General features: G+C 63.4%; 21 protein-coding genes and 1 tRNA gene. 8 read left to right on the top strand and 14 right to left on the bottom strand.

Going from position 1 to position 19,986, the window contains the following annotated elements; genetic code table 11:
- Window positions 1-32 precede the first annotated feature (32 nt).
- From FHS54_RS01100 to FHS54_RS01140, 9 genes are all read right to left on the bottom strand, one after another.
- Window positions 33-842, bottom strand: coding sequence for a L,D-transpeptidase family protein (locus FHS54_RS01100; RefSeq protein ID WP_243855547.1), 810 nt, complete (start codon window positions 840-842; stop codon window positions 33-35).
- Window positions 843-920: 78 nt separating this feature from the next.
- Window positions 921-1,520 (bottom strand): ribonuclease HII, encoded by a 600-nt coding sequence (locus tag FHS54_RS01105; protein ID WP_167301944.1) that lies wholly within the window; start codon window positions 1,518-1,520, stop codon window positions 921-923.
- Window positions 1,513-2,274: a bifunctional hydroxymethylpyrimidine kinase/phosphomethylpyrimidine kinase gene (gene thiD, locus FHS54_RS01110; RefSeq protein WP_167301945.1), complete on the bottom strand. Its 762-nt coding sequence runs from the start codon at window positions 2,272-2,274 to the stop codon at window positions 1,513-1,515. Before thiD ends, FHS54_RS01105 begins: the two co-directional genes overlap by 8 nt.
- The gene (locus FHS54_RS01115) at window positions 2,271-2,495 is read right to left on the bottom strand and encodes a DUF1272 domain-containing protein (RefSeq protein WP_167301946.1); all 225 of its coding nucleotides are present in this window, start codon (window positions 2,493-2,495) and stop codon (window positions 2,271-2,273) included. The genes thiD and FHS54_RS01115 overlap by 4 nt, the downstream gene beginning before the upstream one ends.
- Window positions 2,495-3,835, bottom strand: coding sequence for a phosphoglucosamine mutase (gene glmM, locus FHS54_RS01120; protein ID WP_167301947.1), 1,341 nt, complete (start codon window positions 3,833-3,835; stop codon window positions 2,495-2,497). The genes FHS54_RS01115 and glmM overlap by 1 nt, the downstream gene beginning before the upstream one ends.
- 236 nt (window positions 3,836-4,071) lie before the next feature.
- Entirely contained in the window at window positions 4,072-4,254 is a 183-nt protein-coding gene (locus FHS54_RS01125) for a CsbD family protein (protein WP_167301948.1), read from the bottom strand.
- 144 nt (window positions 4,255-4,398) lie between these two features.
- A complete protein-coding gene (rpsI, locus tag FHS54_RS01130; RefSeq protein ID WP_167301949.1) occupies window positions 4,399-4,938 on the bottom strand; it encodes a 30S ribosomal protein S9 in 540 nt (179 codons plus the stop codon).
- A complete protein-coding gene (gene rplM / locus FHS54_RS01135; protein ID WP_167301950.1) occupies window positions 4,938-5,417 on the bottom strand; it encodes a 50S ribosomal protein L13 in 480 nt (159 codons plus the stop codon). The genes rpsI and rplM overlap by 1 nt, the downstream gene beginning before the upstream one ends.
- 135 nt (window positions 5,418-5,552) lie before the next feature.
- Window positions 5,553-6,608, bottom strand: a complete 1,056-nt coding sequence (locus FHS54_RS01140) for a COX15/CtaA family protein (RefSeq protein WP_167301951.1) — start codon at window positions 6,606-6,608, stop codon at window positions 5,553-5,555.
- 143 nt (window positions 6,609-6,751) lie between these two features.
- Here FHS54_RS01140 and FHS54_RS01145 point away from each other — a divergent pair, with 143 nt between their 5' ends.
- Window positions 6,752-8,788: a hybrid sensor histidine kinase/response regulator gene (locus tag FHS54_RS01145; RefSeq protein ID WP_167301952.1), complete on the top strand. Its 2,037-nt coding sequence runs from the start codon at window positions 6,752-6,754 to the stop codon at window positions 8,786-8,788.
- A gap of 10 nt (window positions 8,789-8,798) precedes the next feature.
- Here the strand turns inward: FHS54_RS01145 and FHS54_RS01150 are convergent, their stop codons facing one another.
- Together FHS54_RS01150 and FHS54_RS01155 are read right to left on the bottom strand one after the other, a co-directional pair.
- Window positions 8,799-9,434 (bottom strand): 2-dehydro-3-deoxy-6-phosphogalactonate aldolase, encoded by a 636-nt coding sequence (locus tag FHS54_RS01150; RefSeq protein WP_167301953.1) that lies wholly within the window; start codon window positions 9,432-9,434, stop codon window positions 8,799-8,801.
- Between the two features lie 2 nt (window positions 9,435-9,436).
- The gene (locus tag FHS54_RS01155; protein ID WP_167301954.1) at window positions 9,437-10,333 is read right to left on the bottom strand and encodes a 2-dehydro-3-deoxygalactonokinase; all 897 of its coding nucleotides are present in this window, start codon (window positions 10,331-10,333) and stop codon (window positions 9,437-9,439) included.
- Between the two features lie 134 nt (window positions 10,334-10,467).
- Between FHS54_RS01155 and FHS54_RS01160 the strand changes: the two genes are divergently transcribed.
- From FHS54_RS01160 to FHS54_RS01170, 3 genes are all read left to right on the top strand, one after another.
- Window positions 10,468-12,270 (top strand): IlvD/Edd family dehydratase, encoded by a 1,803-nt coding sequence (locus FHS54_RS01160; protein WP_167301955.1) that lies wholly within the window; start codon window positions 10,468-10,470, stop codon window positions 12,268-12,270.
- A 65-nt stretch (window positions 12,271-12,335) separates the two neighbouring features.
- Window positions 12,336-13,265, top strand: coding sequence for a Gfo/Idh/MocA family oxidoreductase (locus FHS54_RS01165; protein WP_167301956.1), 930 nt, complete (start codon window positions 12,336-12,338; stop codon window positions 13,263-13,265).
- A gap of 12 nt (window positions 13,266-13,277) precedes the next feature.
- On the top strand, window positions 13,278-14,015 hold the full coding sequence (locus FHS54_RS01170) for a FadR/GntR family transcriptional regulator (protein WP_167301957.1): 738 nt from the start codon (window positions 13,278-13,280) through the stop codon (window positions 14,013-14,015).
- A 221-nt stretch (window positions 14,016-14,236) separates the two neighbouring features.
- On the opposite strand, the gene FHS54_RS01175 is transcribed toward FHS54_RS01170, so the two are convergent.
- The gene (locus FHS54_RS01175; protein ID WP_167301958.1) at window positions 14,237-15,094 is read right to left on the bottom strand and encodes an SMP-30/gluconolactonase/LRE family protein; all 858 of its coding nucleotides are present in this window, start codon (window positions 15,092-15,094) and stop codon (window positions 14,237-14,239) included.
- Window positions 15,095-15,287: 193 nt separating this feature from the next.
- Here FHS54_RS01175 and FHS54_RS01180 point away from each other — a divergent pair, with 193 nt between their 5' ends.
- Window positions 15,288-16,592: a sugar MFS transporter gene (locus tag FHS54_RS01180; protein WP_167301959.1), complete on the top strand. Its 1,305-nt coding sequence runs from the start codon at window positions 15,288-15,290 to the stop codon at window positions 16,590-16,592.
- Between the two features lie 77 nt (window positions 16,593-16,669).
- Here the strand turns inward: FHS54_RS01180 and FHS54_RS01185 are convergent, their stop codons facing one another.
- Window positions 16,670-17,563, bottom strand: a complete 894-nt coding sequence (locus tag FHS54_RS01185; RefSeq protein WP_425057289.1) for an N-formylglutamate amidohydrolase — start codon at window positions 17,561-17,563, stop codon at window positions 16,670-16,672.
- A gap of 146 nt (window positions 17,564-17,709) precedes the next feature.
- On the opposite strand from FHS54_RS01185, the gene cpdR reads away from it, so the two are divergent.
- Window positions 17,710-18,087: a cell cycle two-component system response regulator CpdR gene (gene cpdR, locus FHS54_RS01190; protein WP_167301961.1), complete on the top strand. Its 378-nt coding sequence runs from the start codon at window positions 17,710-17,712 to the stop codon at window positions 18,085-18,087.
- Window positions 18,088-18,091: 4 nt separating this feature from the next.
- Here cpdR and FHS54_RS01195 read toward each other — a convergent pair whose 3' ends face one another.
- Window positions 18,092-19,426, bottom strand: coding sequence for a dicarboxylate/amino acid:cation symporter (locus FHS54_RS01195; protein WP_167301962.1), 1,335 nt, complete (start codon window positions 19,424-19,426; stop codon window positions 18,092-18,094).
- Between the two features lie 126 nt (window positions 19,427-19,552).
- On the opposite strand from FHS54_RS01195, the gene FHS54_RS01200 reads away from it, so the two are divergent.
- A tRNA-Val gene (locus FHS54_RS01200) sits at window positions 19,553-19,627 on the top strand.
- Between the two features lie 103 nt (window positions 19,628-19,730).
- Window positions 19,731-19,946 (top strand): hypothetical protein, encoded by a 216-nt coding sequence (locus tag FHS54_RS01205; protein ID WP_167301963.1) that lies wholly within the window; start codon window positions 19,731-19,733, stop codon window positions 19,944-19,946.
- Window positions 19,947-19,986: the final 40 nt, after the last annotated feature.

A 19,986-nucleotide genomic window follows, 5' to 3' on the forward strand; every position in this document is an offset into this window, starting at 1 on the left:
GGGCGAGGTCTGCTCCCCACCCAAACCAACCATCACCGCCGCAATCGCGGTCGGAAAATGTCGGGGTCAACCGCCAGCATCGGCATGTCCCGAACAGCCAGCTCCACTGCGGCTTGCTGCCTGGGCGCAGCCTGTGTCGCCGCCGCAGTCCGTTTTTCCACCGCGACCTCTTTTGCCAATACAGCCTGCTGCACCGGCGCGGGCTGCGCGCCTGGCGTGAAGGTCACGATCGCTGACCCCGGATCATAGAGCACTAGCTTGTCGAGCATCAGCGCCGGTCTTACCTCGTCGGCATTTACCCGCACCAGCGTCCCGATCCGCGTCATGGCGAACAGCTTGCGCGCAAAGCCGGTGGGCAGGCGTATGCAACCATGACTCGCCGGATAACCCGGATTATGCCCCGCGTGCAGTGCAATCCCGTCCCAGGTCAGCCGCTGCATGAACGGCATGGGCGCGTTGCTGTAAAGGTTCGACCGATGCCATTCGCGTTTTTGCAGGATGGGAAATTCACCCGTCGGCGTCCGATGACCGCTGGCCCCCGTCGACACACTGGCCAGACCGACGAGCCGGTCGCCGTCATAAACATGGATCGCCTGCCGTTCGATGCTGATGATCAGGTAAAGCGGCCCTTCAAATGGCCCCTCCTCCAGCCAGCGATATCCGCCGACGGTCAGCTGTTCGACATCCGTGGACTGCGCCCACGCGACTTGCGTATGGGGCGCAAAGGCAAGGGCGACCAGCCCCGAAAGAATCTGCACAAGGCGCATACAGGCTTTTTTAACCATAAGGCCCAGCGTCGTCAGCCCCAAAGACGCGCGGGCATCCGCTTTCGATCCCGTCATGGGACAGGCAGAGTTTGCTGTCCTACCAAGCTGCCCGCATGACGGGGCCAGACGGGCTGCACCCTTGTCACCCTGATCCTACAGCAGCACCAACTGCGCGACAGGGGAAAAGCTGCGGCGGTGGAGCGGTGTCGGCCCATGTTCGCGCAGCGCTGCCAGATGCTTGGGGCTGCCATAGCCCTTGTTGCTTTCCCAGCCATAATGGGGGTGGATGACAGCCGCTTGCACCATCATCCGGTCCCGCGCTTCTTTCGCCAGGATCGACGCCGCCGCGATGGACAGGCATTTGGCGTCCCCCTCCACTACCGGCGTCGATGCCCATCGCCATTGGGGGCAGCGATTGCCATCCACCAGCACATGCGCGCAGTCCCGGTCCAACGCTTCCATGGCGCGCGTCATCGCCAGCATGGTCGCCCAGAGGATGTTGATGCTGTCGATTTCCTCCACCGACGCGATGCCGATCCCCCAGCAGAGCGCCCGCGCCTTGATCTCCACTTCCAGCGCAGCGCGCCGGGCTGCGGTCAGCTGCTTGCTATCGTTCAGACCGTCGGGACAATCCTCCTGCCGCAATATGACCGCCGCCGCGACCACCGGCCCGGCGAGCGGCCCCCTGCCCGCTTCATCGACCCCGGCGACCAAGCCAGGATGGTGGCGCAGTTCATGCGTGAAATCAGGCATGGGCGTGAAATCCGAACGGCGAGCCCATCGGGCCGCGCCCCTGCCCAAGGCCGGGAGCAAGGCGTAACGCTTCGCGCACATATTTGCGGGCGCGCTCAATGGATTCGACCAGATCCCAACCCTGTCCCAGGCCGGTTGCTATCGCGCTGGCCAAAGTGCAGCCGGTGCCATGACTATGCTGCGTGTCGATCCGGGCGTTGCTCCATGCCTTCAGCACGCCATGCGGACCAATCAGCCGGTCGGTCAACATCGGTCCCGCGGCATGCCCGCCCTTCGCGAGGACATGCGTGCCGAAACGGATGGCGATTTCCTCCCCGCCCAGCGCCGCCAGTTCAGGAATATTGGGGGTGATCAGCGTAGCGATTGCCATCAGCCGCTCGAACGATGCAATCGTGGCGTCATCAGCCAACGCGGAACCGCTGGTGGCGACCATGACGGGATCGAAGACGATGGGCACATTTTCCAGCACGGCCAGCCTGTCAGCGACTGCGGCGGCGGTCTCAGCCGAACCGATCATGCCGATCTTGACCGCGTCCACCCCGATATCGCTGATGACGCTTTCCATCTGCTGCAGCACCATATCGACTGGGACGGCGTGCACGCCCTGAACGCCCATCGTATTTTGCGCAGTAATCGCCGTAATGGCGGTCATGGCATGGCCGCCCAGCAAGGTGACGGTGCGAATGTCCGCCTGAATGCCAGCGCCGCCGCCGCTATCCGACCCGGCGATAACGAGAATACGCGGGACGGTCATACCTTATGATAGCGTTGCGTAGTTGCGGGATGACGGACGAGGGCTTCACCCGCACGGGCAGGCCGGTCCATCAATTCCCCACGGCAATTGGGGCAGCGATCATCCAGCGCCTCGGCGCATGGCGCGCAGAAAGTGCATTCGAACGAACAGATGAAGGCACCCGGCTCATCCGCAGGCAAGTCCACGCCGCACCGCTCACAATCGGGACGCATTTCCAGCATCAGGCCGCGACCCGGGCCACGGCATCGCAGATGCGATCGACAATATCCCTGACCTGTTCTTCCCGGTCCCCTTCGGCCATGACGCGAATGACAGGCTCCGTCCCCGAAGGACGGATGACCAGACGGCCACAGCCATTCAGCTCCGTCTCCGCCTGGGCGATTACCCGTTTCACGTCATCATGCTCCAACGGCTTGCCCCCTGAAAAACGGACATTTTTCAGCAGTTGCGGAACAGGATCGAACTGATGGAGCAATTCGCTGGCGGGTTTGCCGGAACGAACCAGCGCGGCCAACACCTGCAAGGCTGCGACCGTGCCGTCGCCCGTTGTCCCATAGTCGCTCAGGATCATGTGGCCGGACTGTTCGCCGCCGACATTGAACCCGCCCTCACGCATCCGCTCCAGCACATAACGGTCGCCAACCTTGGTACGCTCAAGACCGATGCCCTGCCCGACGAGATGGCGCTCCAGTCCCAGGTTGGACATGACCGTCGCCACCAGGCCGCCGCCGCGCAATGCTCCGTCCCGCGCGAAATTGCCCGCAATCAGCGCCATAATCTGGTCGCCATCGACGATCTGGCCCTTTTCATCGACGATGATCAGCCGGTCGGCGTCGCCGTCCAGCGCGATACCGATGTCTGCCCCTGACGAAATAACGGTTTCCCGGCAAAGCTGGGGTGACGTCGATCCGCACTGGTCGTTGATATTGACGCCGTTCGGCGACACCCCGACAGCGACGACTTCGGCGCCCAGTTCCCACAGCGCCGATGGTGCGACTTGGTAGGCGGCACCATTGGCGCAATCGACGACGATCTTGAGCCCGTCGAGCCGAAGATCAGCGGGGAAGCTCGACTTGACGGCGTGGATGTAGCGTCCGCGAGCATCTTCGACGCGGCGCGCACGGCCAATCTCAGCCGATGGCGCGAGCGGAATGTCCTGCTCCAGCATCGCTTCGATCTTCAGTTCGTCTTCGTCCGAAAGCTTATAGCCATCCGGGCCGAACAGCTTGATGCCGTTGTCGGCATAGGGATTGTGGCTGGCGGAAATCATGACGCCCAGATCGGCGCGCATCGAATGGGCGAGCAGGGCAACGGCGGGGGTCGGGATCGGTCCGAACTGGACGACGTCCATGCCAACGGCGGTAAAGCCAGCGACCAGCGCATTTTCCACCATATAACCAGACAGCCGCGTATCCTTGCCGATCACGACCCGATGGCGATGGCTGCCACGTTGAAAATGCTTTCCGGCGGCCATGCCGACCTTCATCGCCAGTTCCGCCGTCATAGGCCATTTGTTAGTGCGCCCCCTGATGCCGTCGGTGCCGAAATAACGCCTGCCCATGATTCCCAGTCCTGATCTTACCTCCCTGTATCCATAACGGTCTTTGTCCGATTTTCCACTGGAGAGCGCAGGCTGTGGTTTATTGGGCGGTGCTTTCCACACCGCAGCAGAGTTCGGTTCTCATGGAATGAGGATTTGGTGAGGCGGGACTTGGCGGCAGTTACATTACGCCGCACGTCAAGCTGATCAATATAAAGGCCCCATCTGAGATGGGGCCTTATGTCAGTAGGTTTGGCTCAGATGTCGTCGCCCAATGCGCCCTTGATCGAACCCTTGACGTTCTGAGCCGTGCCTTTTGCCTTCTGTGCACGACCTTCTGCTTCGAGGGCCGGGTCACGCTGGTGGCGGCCCACTGCTTCCTTAGCCGCGCCCGCTGCCTTGTTGCCCGCAGCTTTCAATTTGTCGGTCAGTTCGCCCATCGAATATCTCCTGTCGGTTGAAGTTACTGAACCAACTGTCGGAGCAGGAGGAAGTTGCCTTCGATTCGGAAACGGAACGGACGATGGGCATAAGAAAAGGGCCGACAAATGCCGGCCCTTTCCGATAGTTGGTTGAAGAAACGCTTAGCGCTTCGAGAACTGGAAGCTGCGGCGAGCCTTGGCGCGGCCATATTTCTTACGTTCGACGGTGCGGCTGTCGCGGGTCAGGAAGCCTTCGGCCTTGACCGCGCTGCGCAGCGCCGGTTCGTACTTCGTCAGCGCCTGGGCGATGCCGTGCTTGACCGCACCGGCTTGACCGGACAGGCCACCGCCCTTGACGGTGGCGATCACGTCATACTGACCTGTACGGTCGGTTACGCCGAACGGCTGGTTGATGACCAGACGCAGGGTCGGGCGGGCGAAATAGATTTCCTGATCGCGGCCATTGACCGTGATCTTGCCGGTGCCGGGCTTTACCCAAACACGCGCGACGGCGTCCTTACGGCGGCCGGTGGCGTAAGCGCGGCCAAGGCTGTCGATTTCCTGGTCACGCAGCGGGGCGGAAGGCTGAACCGGGGCGATGGGCGCGTCAACGGCAGCGGATTCGGCCTGATCGGCGACAGGAGCCGGAGCGTTGGCGGTCAGCGACGCGAGGTCGGACAGGGACTGGCGGTTATCGGACATTATGCACCCACCTTGTTCTTGCGGTTGCGCGACGCGAAATCGAGCACTTCGGGGTTCTGCGCTTCGTGCGGATGCTCCGCGCCGGAGAAGACGCGCAGGTTGCGCATCTGCTGACGGCCGAGCGGACCGCGGGGGATCATGCGCTCAATGGCTTTTTCCAGAACGCGCTCAGGGAAGCGGCCTTCCAGGATCTTGGCAGGCGTGGTTTCCTTGATGCCGCCAGCGTAGCCGGTGTGCTTGTAATAGACCTTGTCGGTCAGTTTGCGGCCGGTGAACTTCACCTTGCCAGCGTTGATGATGATGACATTGTCACCACAATCGACGTGGGGGGTGAAGGACGTCTTGTGCTTGCCGCGGAGGATATTCGCGACGGTCGAAGCGAGGCGGCCGACGACGAGACCTTCCGCGTCGATCAGGATCCACTTCTTTTCGACCGTTGCCGGGGTTGCCGGCTTGGTGGTCTTCATCAGCGCCTTCATGGTGCCAATCTCCAGAATGAAATAGTGAACTGAAAACGTTTTGGGCTTTCAGAAGATGGGCGCTAATGACGGGCGGGGGGCCGAAAGTCAAGAGATTCGGCGGCTTTCCTGACGGGTAAAATAATACCCGTCATTTCAGCGCTTGCCGATTGCATGCGCGCCCCAGGCAGCGGCGGCCACGACGAGAGCGCCTATGGCCTGGTGCAACACGGCCAGCGGGAGGGCGATGCCACTGACCACCGTTGCGATGCCGAGCGCGACCTGCGTCCCGACCGTGGCGTTGATGGCGATGGAAGCGCCCCGCTGCCCTGCCCGCTTTGCGCCGCGCGCCAGGAGGATGAGGGCGATGGCAGCGGCCCAGGCCCACCAGCGATGGATGAAATGGACGAGATAGGGATCGCTGGACAAGGTCGCCCACAGCGACCCCAGCCATATAATGCCGTCCGGCACGAGGTGATCATTCATCAACGGCCATGTGTTGGAGACATAGCCAGCATCCAGCCCCGCCGTGAACGCCCCGAACATCAGCTGGACCAGCAGGATGAGCAGGACGACGAACGCAAAGGGCCGCAGCGCCGACGGATGGGAAGCAGGATCGCGGCCCAGCGCCAGCAGGTCGAGCGCGGTCCAGACCAGCCCGCCGATGATGAACAGGGCGGTGAGCAGATGCACCGCCAGCCGGTAATGGCTGACATCGGTGCGCACCGACAGGCCGGACGTCACCATCCACCAACCGATAGCACCCTGAAGCCCGCCCAGCGCCAGCAGCGCGACGAGCCGTAGGCCGTAGCCCGCCGGAATGGCACGTGCCCACGCAAACCAGATGAGCGGCAGCGCGAAGGCCAGCCCGATCAACCGCCCCAGCAGCCGGTGCACCCATTCCCAGAAGAAGATGAACTGAAAATCGGACAGGGTCATGCCCCGGTTGATTTCCTGATATTCCGGGATCTGTTGATATAGCCGGAATGCGTCCATCCATTGGTCGTGGGTAAGCGGCGGAATGGCCCCGGTGATGGGTTTCCATTCGGTGATCGAAAGGCCAGATTCGGTGAGACGCGTAATGCCCCCGACCACGACCATCAGAAAGACGAGCGCCGCGACGGCCAGCAGCCACCGGGCGATCGGAACCGGTCGGGGCGCGGGCATGGCGGGCCGACGAAGGGCGGAGCGGCGAAGGGTGGGCGCGGTCATGGTGGCGGTTCATGCCCCCACGACCGGGCCGTGGCAAGAGGGTGGAAAGCGGGCGGAAAAGCGAATGCGCCAAGCGGGATAGCGGATACATTCGCGCAGCCGGGCGTATCCCGAATGATGAAGCGATTAATCGAATATAATCAATGAGCGCCCCGGCGCAGGACTTCGCCGGGATGATCGCGGCGCAAGGACCGTTGGGCGAGTTGACCGCGCACATCGATACGCGTTCGCCTTTGGGGCCGGTGGATCGATGGTCCCCCGCGCTGCTGTCGGCGGTCCGCCTGATGCTGTCGTCCAAAGCGGAGATCGTACTGTTCTGGGGCCCGGACCTGTGCGCCCTGTATAATGAAGCCTATGCGCCCACGATCGGCGACAAGCATCCCCGCGCTTTGGGCCGTCCGGCGCGCGAAGGCTGGGCGGAATTGTGGCACGACCTGGAACCGCTGCTGCTGTCGGTGGTGAAAGACGGCGAGACAGTCCATGCGAAGGATCGCCCCTTTTATATCGAACGCGCAGGCGGGCGCGGCGAGCAGGTCTATTTCGACATCAGCTATTCGCCGGTGTTTGAAATGGACGGGTCCATCGGCGGCGTGCTGTGCATCGTCAATGAAACCACGCGGCGGGTTGAGTGGGAACGGCAGATGCAAGCCGAGCGCAACCGCCTGTGGACATTGGCGCGCGACCCGTTTCTGATTGCGGACGAAGCCGGGGTCTGGCTGTCCGCCAGTCCCGCCTGGACCGACATATTGGGGTGGAGCGAAGACGAGCTGGTGGGCCGCACGTCCCAATGGATGGAGCATCCCGACGATTTTGGCAAAACCCGCTATGAGGTCGAAAACCTGCGTGACGGCATTGCCACGCAGCGATTTGAAAACCGGTTCAGGGCAAAGGATGGCAGCTATCGCAACTTCAGCTGGACGGCAGTGCCGGACAATGGGTTGATCTATTGCGTGGCCCGCGACGTGACGGAACAGCGGATGCATGCGCAGGCGCTGGCAGAGACAGAAGCGGCACTGCGGCAGGCGCAGAAGATGGAGACGCTGGGCCAGCTGACCGGGGGTGTTGCCCATGACTTCAACAACTTGTTGCAAGTGGTGACGGGTAATCTGGAACTGTTGCAGCGCAGGCTGGACGGCAATGACAAGCTGAGACGAGCGGTCGACAATGCCATGGCGGGCGCGGAGCGCGCCGCGATGCTGACGCAGCGCTTGCTGGCATTTTCCCGCCGCCAGCCATTGGCCCCCGAACGGGCAGACCCCAACCATCTGGTAGGACAAACTACCGAATTGTTGAGCCGGACGCTGGGCGCCACCATCGAACTGGAAACGATACAGGCGGCTGGCGCATGGCCGATTGAAATCGACGTCTACCAAATGGAAAATGTACTGTTGAACCTGGCGGTCAATGCGCGCGACGCGATGCCCGATGGCGGGAAGCTGACCATCGAGGTCGCGAACACCCACATCGATGCCCTTTATGCCGCGCAGGAGGAGGATATCAGCCCCGGCCAATATGTACTGATATGCCTGTCAGACACGGGACATGGCATGGATGCAGACACGCTGAGACGGGCAATCGAGCCATTCTTTACAACCAAGGAAGTAGGGCGCGGAACGGGCCTTGGCCTGTCCATGGTCTATGGCTTCATCAAACAGTCTGGCGGCCATCTGCGCGTTTATTCCGAACCCGGACAGGGAACGACGGTCAAGCTGTACCTGCCCCGCAGTTACGGCGAGATCGCCGCGAACGACCAACTGGCCGCGCCGTCCCAGACGCCCAAGGGCCGCGATGGCGAGACGATATTGGTGTGCGAGGATGACGAAAAGGTGCGCGCCTATTCGGTCGAGGTGCTGACCGAACTGGGTTACCAGGTCGTAGAGGCGGAGGATGGGCAGACCGCGCTCGCCCGGCTGGACGAGGCTTCACCGCCGATCGACATGCTGTTCACCGATGTCATCCTGCCCGGCGGCATGACCGGAGCGGATATTGCGGGAGAGGCGCTGGCGCGCCACCCCGGACTGAAGATATTGTTCGCCACCGGATATGCGCGCAACGCCATTTTTCACCATGGTCGGTTGGACCCCGGCGTGGAATTGCTGACCAAGCCCTTCACCTATGCCGACTTAGCGGGGAAGGTGCGGGAGATATTGGACCGGGACAAGGCGCAGGGCGCGACCTGATTGCGCAGGGTTAGCCGCCTTTGGCCGCCTTCCATGCGGTGACGAGCTCGCGCGCCTTTTCACCGACCTGCGCGGCGCCGTCGCCGGGGCGGTAGAGCGCGCCGCCCACGCCAATGCCTTCGCATCCGGCGGCGAGCCATTCGCCAATCGTGGCGGCGTCGGTGCCGCCGACGGCCCAGACGCCGACATTGCGGGGCAGCACGTCCTTGACCGCCTTTACATAGGATGTGCCCAGCCGGGCGGCGGGGAATAATTTGATGCGACGCGCGCCCGCATTGATCGCGGCGAAGGCTTCGCTGGGCGTCATGAATCCGGGCATGACTTCAAGCCCCAGCTGAACCCCCTTGGCGATGACCTGGGGATCGGTGTTGGGCGTCACCATGATGCGACCGCCGACGCCGTGCAGCCCTTCGGCAGCTTCGACCGAGAGCACGGTCCCGGCACCGATCAGCGCGGTGCCGCCAAATTCGGATTGAAGCGCGGCGATGCTGTCCAGCGGGTCGGGCGAGTTCAGCGGCACTTCGATGACGCGAATGCCCGCATCCACCAGGGCAGCGCCCACGGCGGGCGCTTCATGAGGCTGGAGGCCGCGCAAAATGGCGACGACGGGGGGCACGCCTTCGGCGAGCAGGTCATCAAGGGTCATGGTCAATTCTCCATAAGGCCAAGGCCAGCGAGTGCGCAGGCTTCGCCATCAAGCAATCGGGAGCCGACGCCCTGCGCATCGAGCGCCATGGCGTAGCGGGCGGACAGGCGCTGGTCGCCGATCAGGACGACATCGCCGCTGTGCGACAGGGTGGCGCGGATTTCCGCGATTTCGCAGCCAATGAGCAGGCCGGACAGATAGCCCAGCGCCCAGTCGGCGGATTTGCCGCTGCGCAAGCGCATCGACCGTGCGGCGAACAGGCTGGTGAGCAGGCGACCGTCCCCGGCGCGGTCGAGTCCTTCGGCAAAACCCGCCGCTTCCTGATCCGCATCGCCGGTTGCGTCCTTTGGCCCCAAAGTCGACCGGTCGCGCAGCAGGGCGAACATTTCCCCCGTGGGGACGGTGCGGAAAGCGGCGACCCGGCCATTTTCGACCAGCGTCCATTTATTATGCGTGCCGGGCAGGACGATGAGGTGGCGTCCCTGCGCCAGTTCGGGATGAGCGGCGCAGGCCCCGAATATCTGCGTTTCTTCCCCCCGCATGACGTCGGGGACGCCATCTGCCCCGGTGCAGGTCAACCCGGCCATGATGCTGAGCGGGGTTCCGCGCCAGTCGAAGCGGATGGCGGCGGCGCGCCATGCCTGCGCATCGGCAGGGCATAGCGCATAGGGTGCTTCGACCCAGCCGTCGCGCGCACCGGCCATGCCGCAAAGGCGAATTTCGACAGGCGGGCCGTCGTCGAGCCAGGGTGCAATCGCCCTTTCAAAGGCGGATTCGGCCTGGCGTCCGACTTCGCCGATGCCTGGACCTTCACGATGCGCGGTGATGCGGCCTTCCTGAACCCGGAACAGGCGCAGATTGCTGGTGCCCCAGTCGCCCAGAACCTTATAACTGCTCACAAAGATGTCCCCACAAAGCGGCGGGGTGAAGTTGGCGCGTCCATGTGAAGTCCTTGAAACGGGATTTGTATGAGTATATGCGGGGAGCAAATGCGTCAATGCGCTCCTTATTCTTCATCGTCAGGGTCCCCGTCATGAGCGATACCGTCAAGCCCGCCCCGAAGCTGCGCAGCCGCGCCTGGTTCGACAATCCTGACAATATCGACATGACCGCCCTGTATCTGGAGCGATACCTGAATTTCGGGTTGAGCCAGGAGGAATTGCGCAGCGGCAGGCCGATCATCGGCATCGCCCAGACCGGCAGCGACCTGTCGCCATGCAATCGCCACCATCTGGTGCTGGCCGAGCGTATGCGGGACGGCATCCGTGAAATGGGCGGCATCGCGCTGGAATTTCCGGTGCATCCGATCCAGGAAACGGGCAAGCGGCCCACGGCGGGGCTGGACCGCAACCTGGCCTATCTGGGGCTGGTCGAGGCGCTATATGGCTACCCGCTTGACGGGGTGGTGCTGACCACGGGATGCGACAAGACGACGCCGGCGCTGCTGATGGCGGCGGCGACGGTCAATATTCCGGCGATTGCTCTGTCGGTCGGGCCGATGCTGAACGGTTGGCACAAGGGTGAGCGCACCGGGTCGGGCACCATCGTGTGGCATGCGCGGCAGCTGCTGGCGGCGGGCAAGATCGACGATGATGGCTTTATCAAGCTGGTGGCGTCGTCGGCGCCTTCGACCGGATATTGCAACACGATGGGCACGGCGACGACGATGAATAGCCTGGCCGAAGCGCTGGGCATGATGTTGCCGGGATCGGCGGCGATCCCCGCCCCCTATCGCGATCGGCAGGAAGCCGCCTACCGCACCGGCAAGCGCATCGTCGAGATGGTGCATGAGGATCTGAAACCGTCCGACATCCTGACGCTGGATGCGTTTCACAATGCGATCCTGGTCAATTCAGCAATCGGCGGATCGACCAATGCGCCCATCCACCTGGCCGCGATTGCGCGCCATGTCGGCGTCGACCTGCCGCTCAAGGATTGGGAGACGGTGGGGCACAAGGTGCCGTTGCTGGTGAACCTGCAACCTGCGGGCGAATATCTGGGCGAGGATTATTATCATGCGGGCGGCGTGCCTGCGGTGGTGGGCCAGTTGATCGCGCAAGGGCTGATCCGCGAGGGCGCGATGACGGTCAATGGCAAGACCATGGGCGAAAATTGCCGGGACGTGGAGATTGAGGACGAACGCGTCATCCGCCCCTTCGCTCAACCGATCAAGGAAGATGCGGGCTTTCTGGTGCTGTCGGGCAATCTGTTCGACGCGGCGGTGATGAAGACCAGCGTCATCAGCGAGGAGTTTCGCGGGCGTTATCTGTCGAACCCCAGCGATCCCAACGCCTTTGAAGGTCCGGCGGTCGTGTTCGACGGGCCGGAGGATTATCATGCGCGGATCGACGATCCGGCGACGGGCATCACAGCGGACACGCTGTTGTTCATGCGCGGCGCGGGGCCGATCGGCTATCCGGGCGCGGCGGAGGTGGTTAACATGCGACCGCCCGCCTATCTGATCACCGAGGGTGTGAGCGCCCTGCCCTGCATCGGCGACGGGCGGCAATCGGGAACGAGCGGCAGCCCGTCGATCCTGAACGCTTCGCCCGAAGCGGCGGCGATGGGTGGGCTGGCGCTGATCGAGACCGGTGATCGGGTGCGGATGGACCTGAACAAGGGGACGGTGGACGTGCTGGTGTCCGACGAGGAAATGGCGGCGCGGCGCGCGCGGCTGGCGGCGGCGGGCGGCTACCGCTATCCGGCATCGCAGACGCCATGGCAGGAAATCCAGCGCAATCTGGTCGGGCAGCTGAACGACGGCGCGATCCTGGAGGGGGCGGAGAAATATCAGCGCATCGCCCAGACCATGGGCCTGCCGCGCGACAATCATTGAGGCATCGGACAGCAGGAGAAAGCTATGGGCTACGGAGCCATATTCGTCAGGCTGGAGCGCGCGCTGTGAGCCATGTCATCAAGGCGGGCCTGGTGGGGCTGGGCAAGATCGCGCGCGACCAGCATCTGCCCGCGATGGCAAAGGTGGACGGGATCGAACTGGCAGCGGTCGCCAGCCGCAACGCGCAGGCGCAAGGGGTCAATAATTATCCCGACCTGGGCGCGATGCTGGCGGGCGAGCCTGCACTGGACGCGGTCATCCTGTGCCAGCCGCCCCAGGTCCGGTATGAATCCGCGCGACAGGCGCTGCTGGCGGGCAAGCATGTCTTTCTGGAAAAGCCGCCGGGCGCGACCGTGTCGGAAGTAGAGGCGCTGGTCGCGCTGGCCGAGCGGCAGGGCGTGAGCCTTTATGCGAGCTGGCACAGCCGCTACGCCGCCGCAGTGGCGCAGGCGACGCAATGGCTGGCGACCCGCACGATCAGGCATATCTCGATCCAGTGGCGCGAAGATGTGCGGCATTGGCATCCGGGCCAGCCGTGGATCTGGGAAGCGGGCGGATTTGGCGTGTTCGATCCCGGCATCAACGCGCTGTCGATCCTGACCGAAATCGTGGCCGAACCGCTGGCGATGCTGTCCGCGCGGCTGGAGATTCCGGCGAACAAGCAGACGCCGATCGGCGCGCAGTTGCAAATGGCGACCGCTTCGGGCGCATCTGTCGAAGCGGTGTTCGATTGGCGGCAGACGGGCCATCAGACCTGGGATATCGCGGTCGATACCGACGACGGCCAGTTGCTGCTGTCCGAAGGCGGCAACATGCTGCGGCTGGACGGCGAGGTGCAGGTGAAGGCCCCGGATGACGAATATCCCGCCATGTACCGGCGCTTCGTCGCGCTGGTGGCGAACCACGCCATCGACGCCGACATCGCGCCTCTGCGGCTGGTGGCCGACGCCTTCCTTTGCGGCGAACATTGCCCTACGACGGCGTTCGAGGATTAGGAGGGGCCAAGATTGACGCGCGCGCACAGGCTGGGAACCGACGACGGCGGGCTGCGCATCCATCAGGCCATTGCCCGCAACCTGGGCACGGCGATCTTGACGGGCAAGCACCGGCCCGGCGACCTGTTCGAAGGCGAGATCGAGGCAGCCGAGAAGCTGGGCGTGTCGCGCACCGCCTATCGGGAAGCGGTTCGCATTCTGGTGTCCAAGGGCATGTTGGAAAGCCGCCCCAAGGCAGGAACCCGCGTCCTGCCCCGCAGCCGCTGGAACGTGCTGGACCCGGAAATGCTGGCCTGGATGTTCGCAGGCGAGCCTGAATCAGCCTTTGTCCGCGACCTGTTCGAACTGCGCAGCGTGATCGAACCGGCAGCGGCGGAACTGGCGGCACGGCGGCGGACCGAGGAGCAGCTGGCGGCGATGACGCAAGCGCTGGAGGAAATGGAGCGCAACGGCCTGGCGAGCCCGGCGGGCCGGTTGGCGGACCAGCAATTCCACAATGCCATATTGGCCGCGACCCATAATGACGCACTGGCCGCACTGGCGAGTTCGGTGGGGGCGGCGGTCGGATGGACGACATTGTTCAAACAGCGCAAGCGAATGGCCCCCCGCGACCCCCTGCCCGACCATCAGGCAGTGTGCCGCGCGATCGCGGCGCGCGACACTGCGGCGGCGCGCGACGCGATGATGGAATTGCTGCGGCTGGCGCTGGCGGACATGGACCTGGCGCTGACGGAGCCTGTGCAGGGTTAGAGCATTTTCGAAGCAGATGGGCTCATCTGCTGATTCGGAAAATGCGGAAAATCAAAGAAAAATGGGGCAAGCAGCGCGAATGTGAATCGCGCGACTTGCCCTTTCCTTCTGATGTTTGGCACCTGAAGAAGTAGACCCTTCGACAGGCTCAGGGCGAACGGGGAAGGGGATTTCGACTTAACGCTCGTTGATCGAAGGCACGCCTTCAACGTTGAGGCTGATCAGCCTGCGAACAGGGGCGTCGGGAGGCCGGTCACCCCTGCATCGACTTCAAACAAAGCGCCGTCATATTCGCTTTCGGGCAGGCCGAACGCGGCTGACGTCACGAACATGCGGTCCAGATTCGCGCCTGCGAAGGTGATGTTCGTCACCTGCCGGGCGGGGAGAGGAATGGCGCGGTCCAGCCGTCCGTCAGGCGTGAAACGACTGATGCGCGACCCGCCCCAATGCGCGATCCACAGATGCCCCTGCGCATCGACGGTCATGCCGTCGGGATAGCCATCCTCTTCCGTAAAAAGAATGAAGGGCGCGCGGTCGGCCAGGCCGCCGCCATCGGTACGGGCAAAGCGATAGACGGTGCGCCGCGCCGAATCGGTGTGGTAGAGCCAACGACCGCAGGGCGAGAAGGCAGGCCCGTTGGGCACGGCGTAGCCGGTGTCGATCGTGGTCCAGCGGCCATCGGAATCCAGCCGGTAGAGGGAACCGCTATCCTGTTCTTCCGCCATGTCCATCGTGCCGCACCAGATGCGCCCGTCGCCGTCCGCCTTGCCATCATTCATCCGGTTGCCGGGCAAATGCGGTTCAGGATCGCCGATCGATTCGATGGCCAGCGGGTCGAGCGTCATCCGGGCAAAGCCGCTTTGAAAGCCAGCGACAAATCCGCCGCCCCGACGTTCCGCCACCCAGCCGAGCGGTTCGGGCATCGCCCAGCGCTGAACGCTGCCGTCGGTCAGCGACAGGCGGTTGAGCGCGGGTCCGCGAATGTCCACCCAATAGACCGCATTGTCGCGCGCCGACCACAAGGTCCCCTCGCCCAGCGTATCGCGCACGTCGCGATCGACCCGTTTCCATTCGCTCACTATTTACATCCCTTTTTGAGAAGCGGTGGATCATCCCATGGTGCCAAGGCTGCTATCCATCGACGCGCGCAGCGAAAAGGTGCTGTCTGTCCATGCGATGCCAATATTGACGCCCCGATCGAACGAATATACTCGGACAAATCGAAACGACGCAACCTGTTCGGTTGCGCCTTTACACTCTGGAGAGAGATGAATGGCAGGTCCTGTATCATCGACCGCAGCCGTTGCCGCGGACCATCACCCCGGCACCCGTTACGGGCCGGCCCTGACGCTTCTGGCCAGCCTCTTTTTCATGTGGGGCTTCATAACCGTCATCAACAACACCCTGCTGCCGCACCTGCGCAGCGTGTTCGACCTTAACTACACCGAGACCACGCTGATCGAATCCGTGTGGTTCATCGCCTATTTCGTGGCGTCGATTCCGTCGGCCAAGCTGATTGAACGGGTCGGCTACCAGAAATCGCTGGTCGTCGGCCTGTTGGTCATGGCTGTCGGGTCGCTGGGCATGATGCTGGCCGCCAGCCTGCCTTCCTATGGCGTGACACTGACCATGCTGTTCATCATCGCCAGCGGCATCACGCTGTTGCAGGTGGCGGCGAACCCCTATGTGGCGGTCGTCGGCAAGCCCGAAACCGCGTCTTCGCGCCTGAACCTGGTGCAGGCGATGAATTCGGCAGGCACGATGCTGGCCCCGTTATTCGGTGCCTATCTGATCCTGGGCCGGTCGAAGGGCGGCACGTCCAGCGCAGACACGATCCTGACCGAAGCGGAACGACTGGCCGATGCGCAGTCGGTGATCCTGCCCTATGGCCTGGTCGCGTTGGTGCTGATTGTGCTGGCCATCGTCATCGCCCGTTTTCCCCTGCCCGCCATGGGTTCGGCGACGAGGCGGCTGGCGCGGGAAGAGCGCAAGCGTCATTCGCTGTGGGCGCACCGCAACCTGGTCTTCGGCATTCCGGCGATCTTCATCTACCTGATCGCGGAAATCGGCGTCGCCAACCTGTTCGTGAACTTCGTCAGCCAGCCAGACATCGCCAACCTGACCCATGAGCAGGGCGGTCGTTACCTGACCTTCCTGTGGGGCGGCATGATGATCGGGCGCTTCGTCGGATCGGCGATCATGCAAAAGGTCGATGCGGGCAAGGTGCTGGCGGCGTTTTCGGTCGGTGCGTTCATCGTCATGATGGTCACCGTGTTCACGCATGGGCAGGTCGCGATGTGGTCGCTGATCCTGGTCGGCCTGTTCCATTCCATCATGTTCCCGACCATCTTCACCCTGGGCATCAAGGGGCTGGGCCCGTTGACCGAAGAAGGTTCCGGCCTCCTGATCATGGCGATCGCTGGCGGATCGCTGGTGGTGGTGCAGGGTTGGCTGGCGGACAATTACGGTCTGCAGACATCCTTCCTGCTGACCGCCGCCTGCGAGCTTTATATCCTGTTCTACGCATTGTGGGGTTCGCGCCCCACCCATGCCCTGCCGGATCAGCAAATCAGCTGAAGGCGCGGGAACGCTATCGCTGAAAAGGCCGGAATGGGGCGTCCATTCCGGCCTTTTTCTTTGCGCGCCGGGCGGTCCTATTCGGCGGCTAGCGGATAGGCAGCGCGCGGGGCTTCACTGGCAAGCGCGGTGACGAGGGCCTTGAGCGTTTCCTGCAAAGGGGCAAGGCCCGGCCCCGGCCCATCCAGCGCGGCGTCGAGATAGAGCGTGCGATCCACCTCTACCTGCAGGGCGTAAAGATCCTGCGCGGGCTGGCCGTGCCGGTCGATCATGTGATCGCCCGCATAGGGGTGATTTTGCGCCACGGTCATGCCGCGCCCGGCCAGCACATCGGCGGCCAGCGTCATCAGGCGCGCCGATGCCGCGCGGCCAAAGCGGTCGCCCAGCACCATATTGGGCGCGCCCTGCCCGGCGGCGACCGGGGGCAGCGGCGGCATGGAATGAAGGTCGATGAGGATGGCGTGGCCGTGCGTTTCCCTGGCCTCCCGCATCAGCGCGGCGAGGGCGGCGTGATAGGGCCGGTGAACCAGTTCGATGCGTCGTTGCACCTCTGTCCAGGGGATGGGCCGCCGCCATAGCTCATAGGCACCGGGCAGCCGCCGGGGAATGAGGCCCAGCCCACCCCGTAATTTTGCGCTGGCGTGAAGCGGCACTTCGCGGGGCAGCGCGGCGACCATCGCGGGATCAATCTCTCGCTCATGCCGGTTAAGGTCGATCAGGGCGCGGGGGGCGCGGGCGATAATCACGGCATGGTCCCGACCGATCAGGGGATGGGCAAGAAGATCGGCCCAGCGATCTTCGAGCCGCCGCAGCACATGCGGTTCGACCCGTGCGGAGGCCAGCAGCGCATCGTCATAGTCGCGCCCGGCATGAGGGACAGAGATCACCACCGGCGCAATCAGGCGATCAGACCGGTAAAGGTCATAGGCAATGGTGGATCGGGCCGGGGCGCGCGTCGCGATATGGGTCAAATCAGCTCCCTTCATCCGCGCGGCAAAAATGGTTACCCGGCTGGATAATATTTGCGTCTTGTCGCATATAGAAACTGCAAGCGCCATCCGCGAAGGGTGGGACATGGGGCAGGCCGTGAGCGGCCAGAGGCGAGACTGACGCAGCGATGGTTCGAATTCTGCTGGCCGAAGACGATGATAGCATGCGCGCCTACCTCGCCCGTGCGCTGGAGCGGTCGGGCTATGAGGTCGTGGCCGTCGCGAACGGCGCGGACGCCGTACCGTTGATCAGCAGCGATCAGTTCGACCTGCTGCTGACCGACATCGTCATGCCGGAAATGGACGGGATCGAACTGGCGCAGCATGCAGCCACCGTCGCGCCGGGCATGCGAATCATGTTCATCACCGGCTTTGCCGCAGTGACGTTGAAGGCGGGCAAGGCAGTGCCGCAGGCCAAGGTGCTGTCCAAGCCGTTCCACCTGCGCGACCTGGTGCTGGAAATCGAACGCATATTCGGCAGCGCGACAATGAGCGAGCTGAGCTGAACGATCAGTCGGGAACGACTTCCTCCATATCCGGCGTGGGTTCCAGCGGCAGGCCCGCCATGGCGGCGGTGAACCGGTCCCTGTCCAGCCCCTTTTCCCACACCGACACCACCACCGTCGCCACCGCATTGCCGATGAAATTGGTTAGGCTGCGGCATTCGCTCATGAAACGGTCGACGCCCAATATCAGCGTCATGCCCGCGACCGGCACCGTCGGCACGATCGACAAGGTGGCGGCCAGGGTGATGAAGCCCGCCCCGGTCACGCCCGCCGCCCCCTTGCTGGACAGCATCGCCACCAGCAGCAACAGCAGCTGATCGCCAAGGCCAAGGTCGACATTGGTGGCCTGCGCGATGAACAGGGCGGCCAGCGTCATGTAGATGTTGGTGCCGTCCAGGTTGAAGCTGTAGCCGGTGGGCACGACCAGCCCGACCACCGACTTGCGGCAGCCCGCGCGCTCCATTTTCTCAATCAGGCTGGGCAGCGCGGCTTCGGACGATGACGTGCCCAGCACCAGCAGCAGCTCCGCCTTCAGATAGCGGATGAGGTGGAGGATGTTGAAGCCCGCCACCCGTGCGACCAGGCCCAGCACGACAAGCACGAACAGGAGCGAGGTGAGGTAGAAGGTCGCGACCAGCCCGGCGAGGTTGGCGAGCGCGCCGATGCCATATTTGCCGATGGTGAAGGCCATCGCGCCCAATGCGCCGATGGGGGCGACCTTCATGAGGATGAAGACCAGTTTGAAGATGGCGTGGCTGGCCGAATCGAGCACCCGCATCAGGGGGTCGGCCTTTTCCCCGATCAGCAGCAGCGCGATGCCGAACAGGATCGCGACGAACAGCACCTGCAGGATGTTGTGCCCATCCGCGACCGCCGAAATCAGCGTGCCGGGGATGATGTCCATCAGGAAGCCGGTCAGTGTGCGGGCATGGGCCTGTTGCTGATATTCCGCGATCTTGCCCGCGTCGAGCGTGGCGGGATCTATGTTGAGGCCAGCGCCCGGCTGCACGATATTGGCAACCAGCAGCCCGACGATCAGCGCTAATGTCGAGAAGGTAAGGAAATAGGCGAAGGCCTTTGCCGCGACCCGGCCGACCGCGCCGACTTCCTTCATGCCCGCTATGCCGGTGACGATGGTCAGGAAAATGACCGGCGCGATGATCATCTTCACCAGTTTGATGAAGGCGTCACCCAGCGGCTGGAGCGCGACGCCGACATGGGGAAAGAAATGGCCGATGAGTACGCCGAGCGTGATCGCAACCAGCACCTGGACATAAAGCTGGCGGTGGAAAGGCAGGCGCGGCGTCGTCTGAATCGGTGCCGTGGTCGATGGCATCATGGCTGCGCGGGTCCCCTTTTTCGCGCAGCATATGGGCCGGAGATGAGCTGTCCAGAAGATTAGCGTCAGGCACGCAATTTCAGGCTTGCGCCACCCCCCGCCCCCCGCTATTGGCCCAACTCCCGTGGGCGTGTAGCTCAGTGGTAGAGCACTGTGTTGACATCGCAGGGGTCGCAAGTTCAATCCTTGCCACGCCCACCATGATAAGGCCTTGGAGATCTTCGGATTTCTGAGGCCTTATTTGTTTTGGGCCAACAGCGCCGTTTCGCCGCTCCTGACACAATTTCAACACAGGAGCTGCCACATGGCGACCATTACAAAACGTAAGTCGGGTTGGTCCGTTCAGATTCGCCGCAAGGGATACCAGCCAGAATACCGCACCCTCCCTACCAAAGCTGCTGCGGAAAATGGAGATCACTCCGACCAAGAAAAGCGCCACAGCGAAGAGCTGCGGATGATCAAGATGCTTCCCGCGCCGATGTGCGAGCTATCCCTGTTGGAGCTTTCGTCCGCACCATAGCTGCTGACGTGCTCTCCTGATTGTTACCAGTCAGAGGTAG

The sequence above is a fragment of the Sphingobium vermicomposti genome (assembly GCF_011762025.1).
Lineage (GTDB): Bacteria > Pseudomonadota > Alphaproteobacteria > Sphingomonadales > Sphingomonadaceae > Sphingobium > Sphingobium vermicomposti.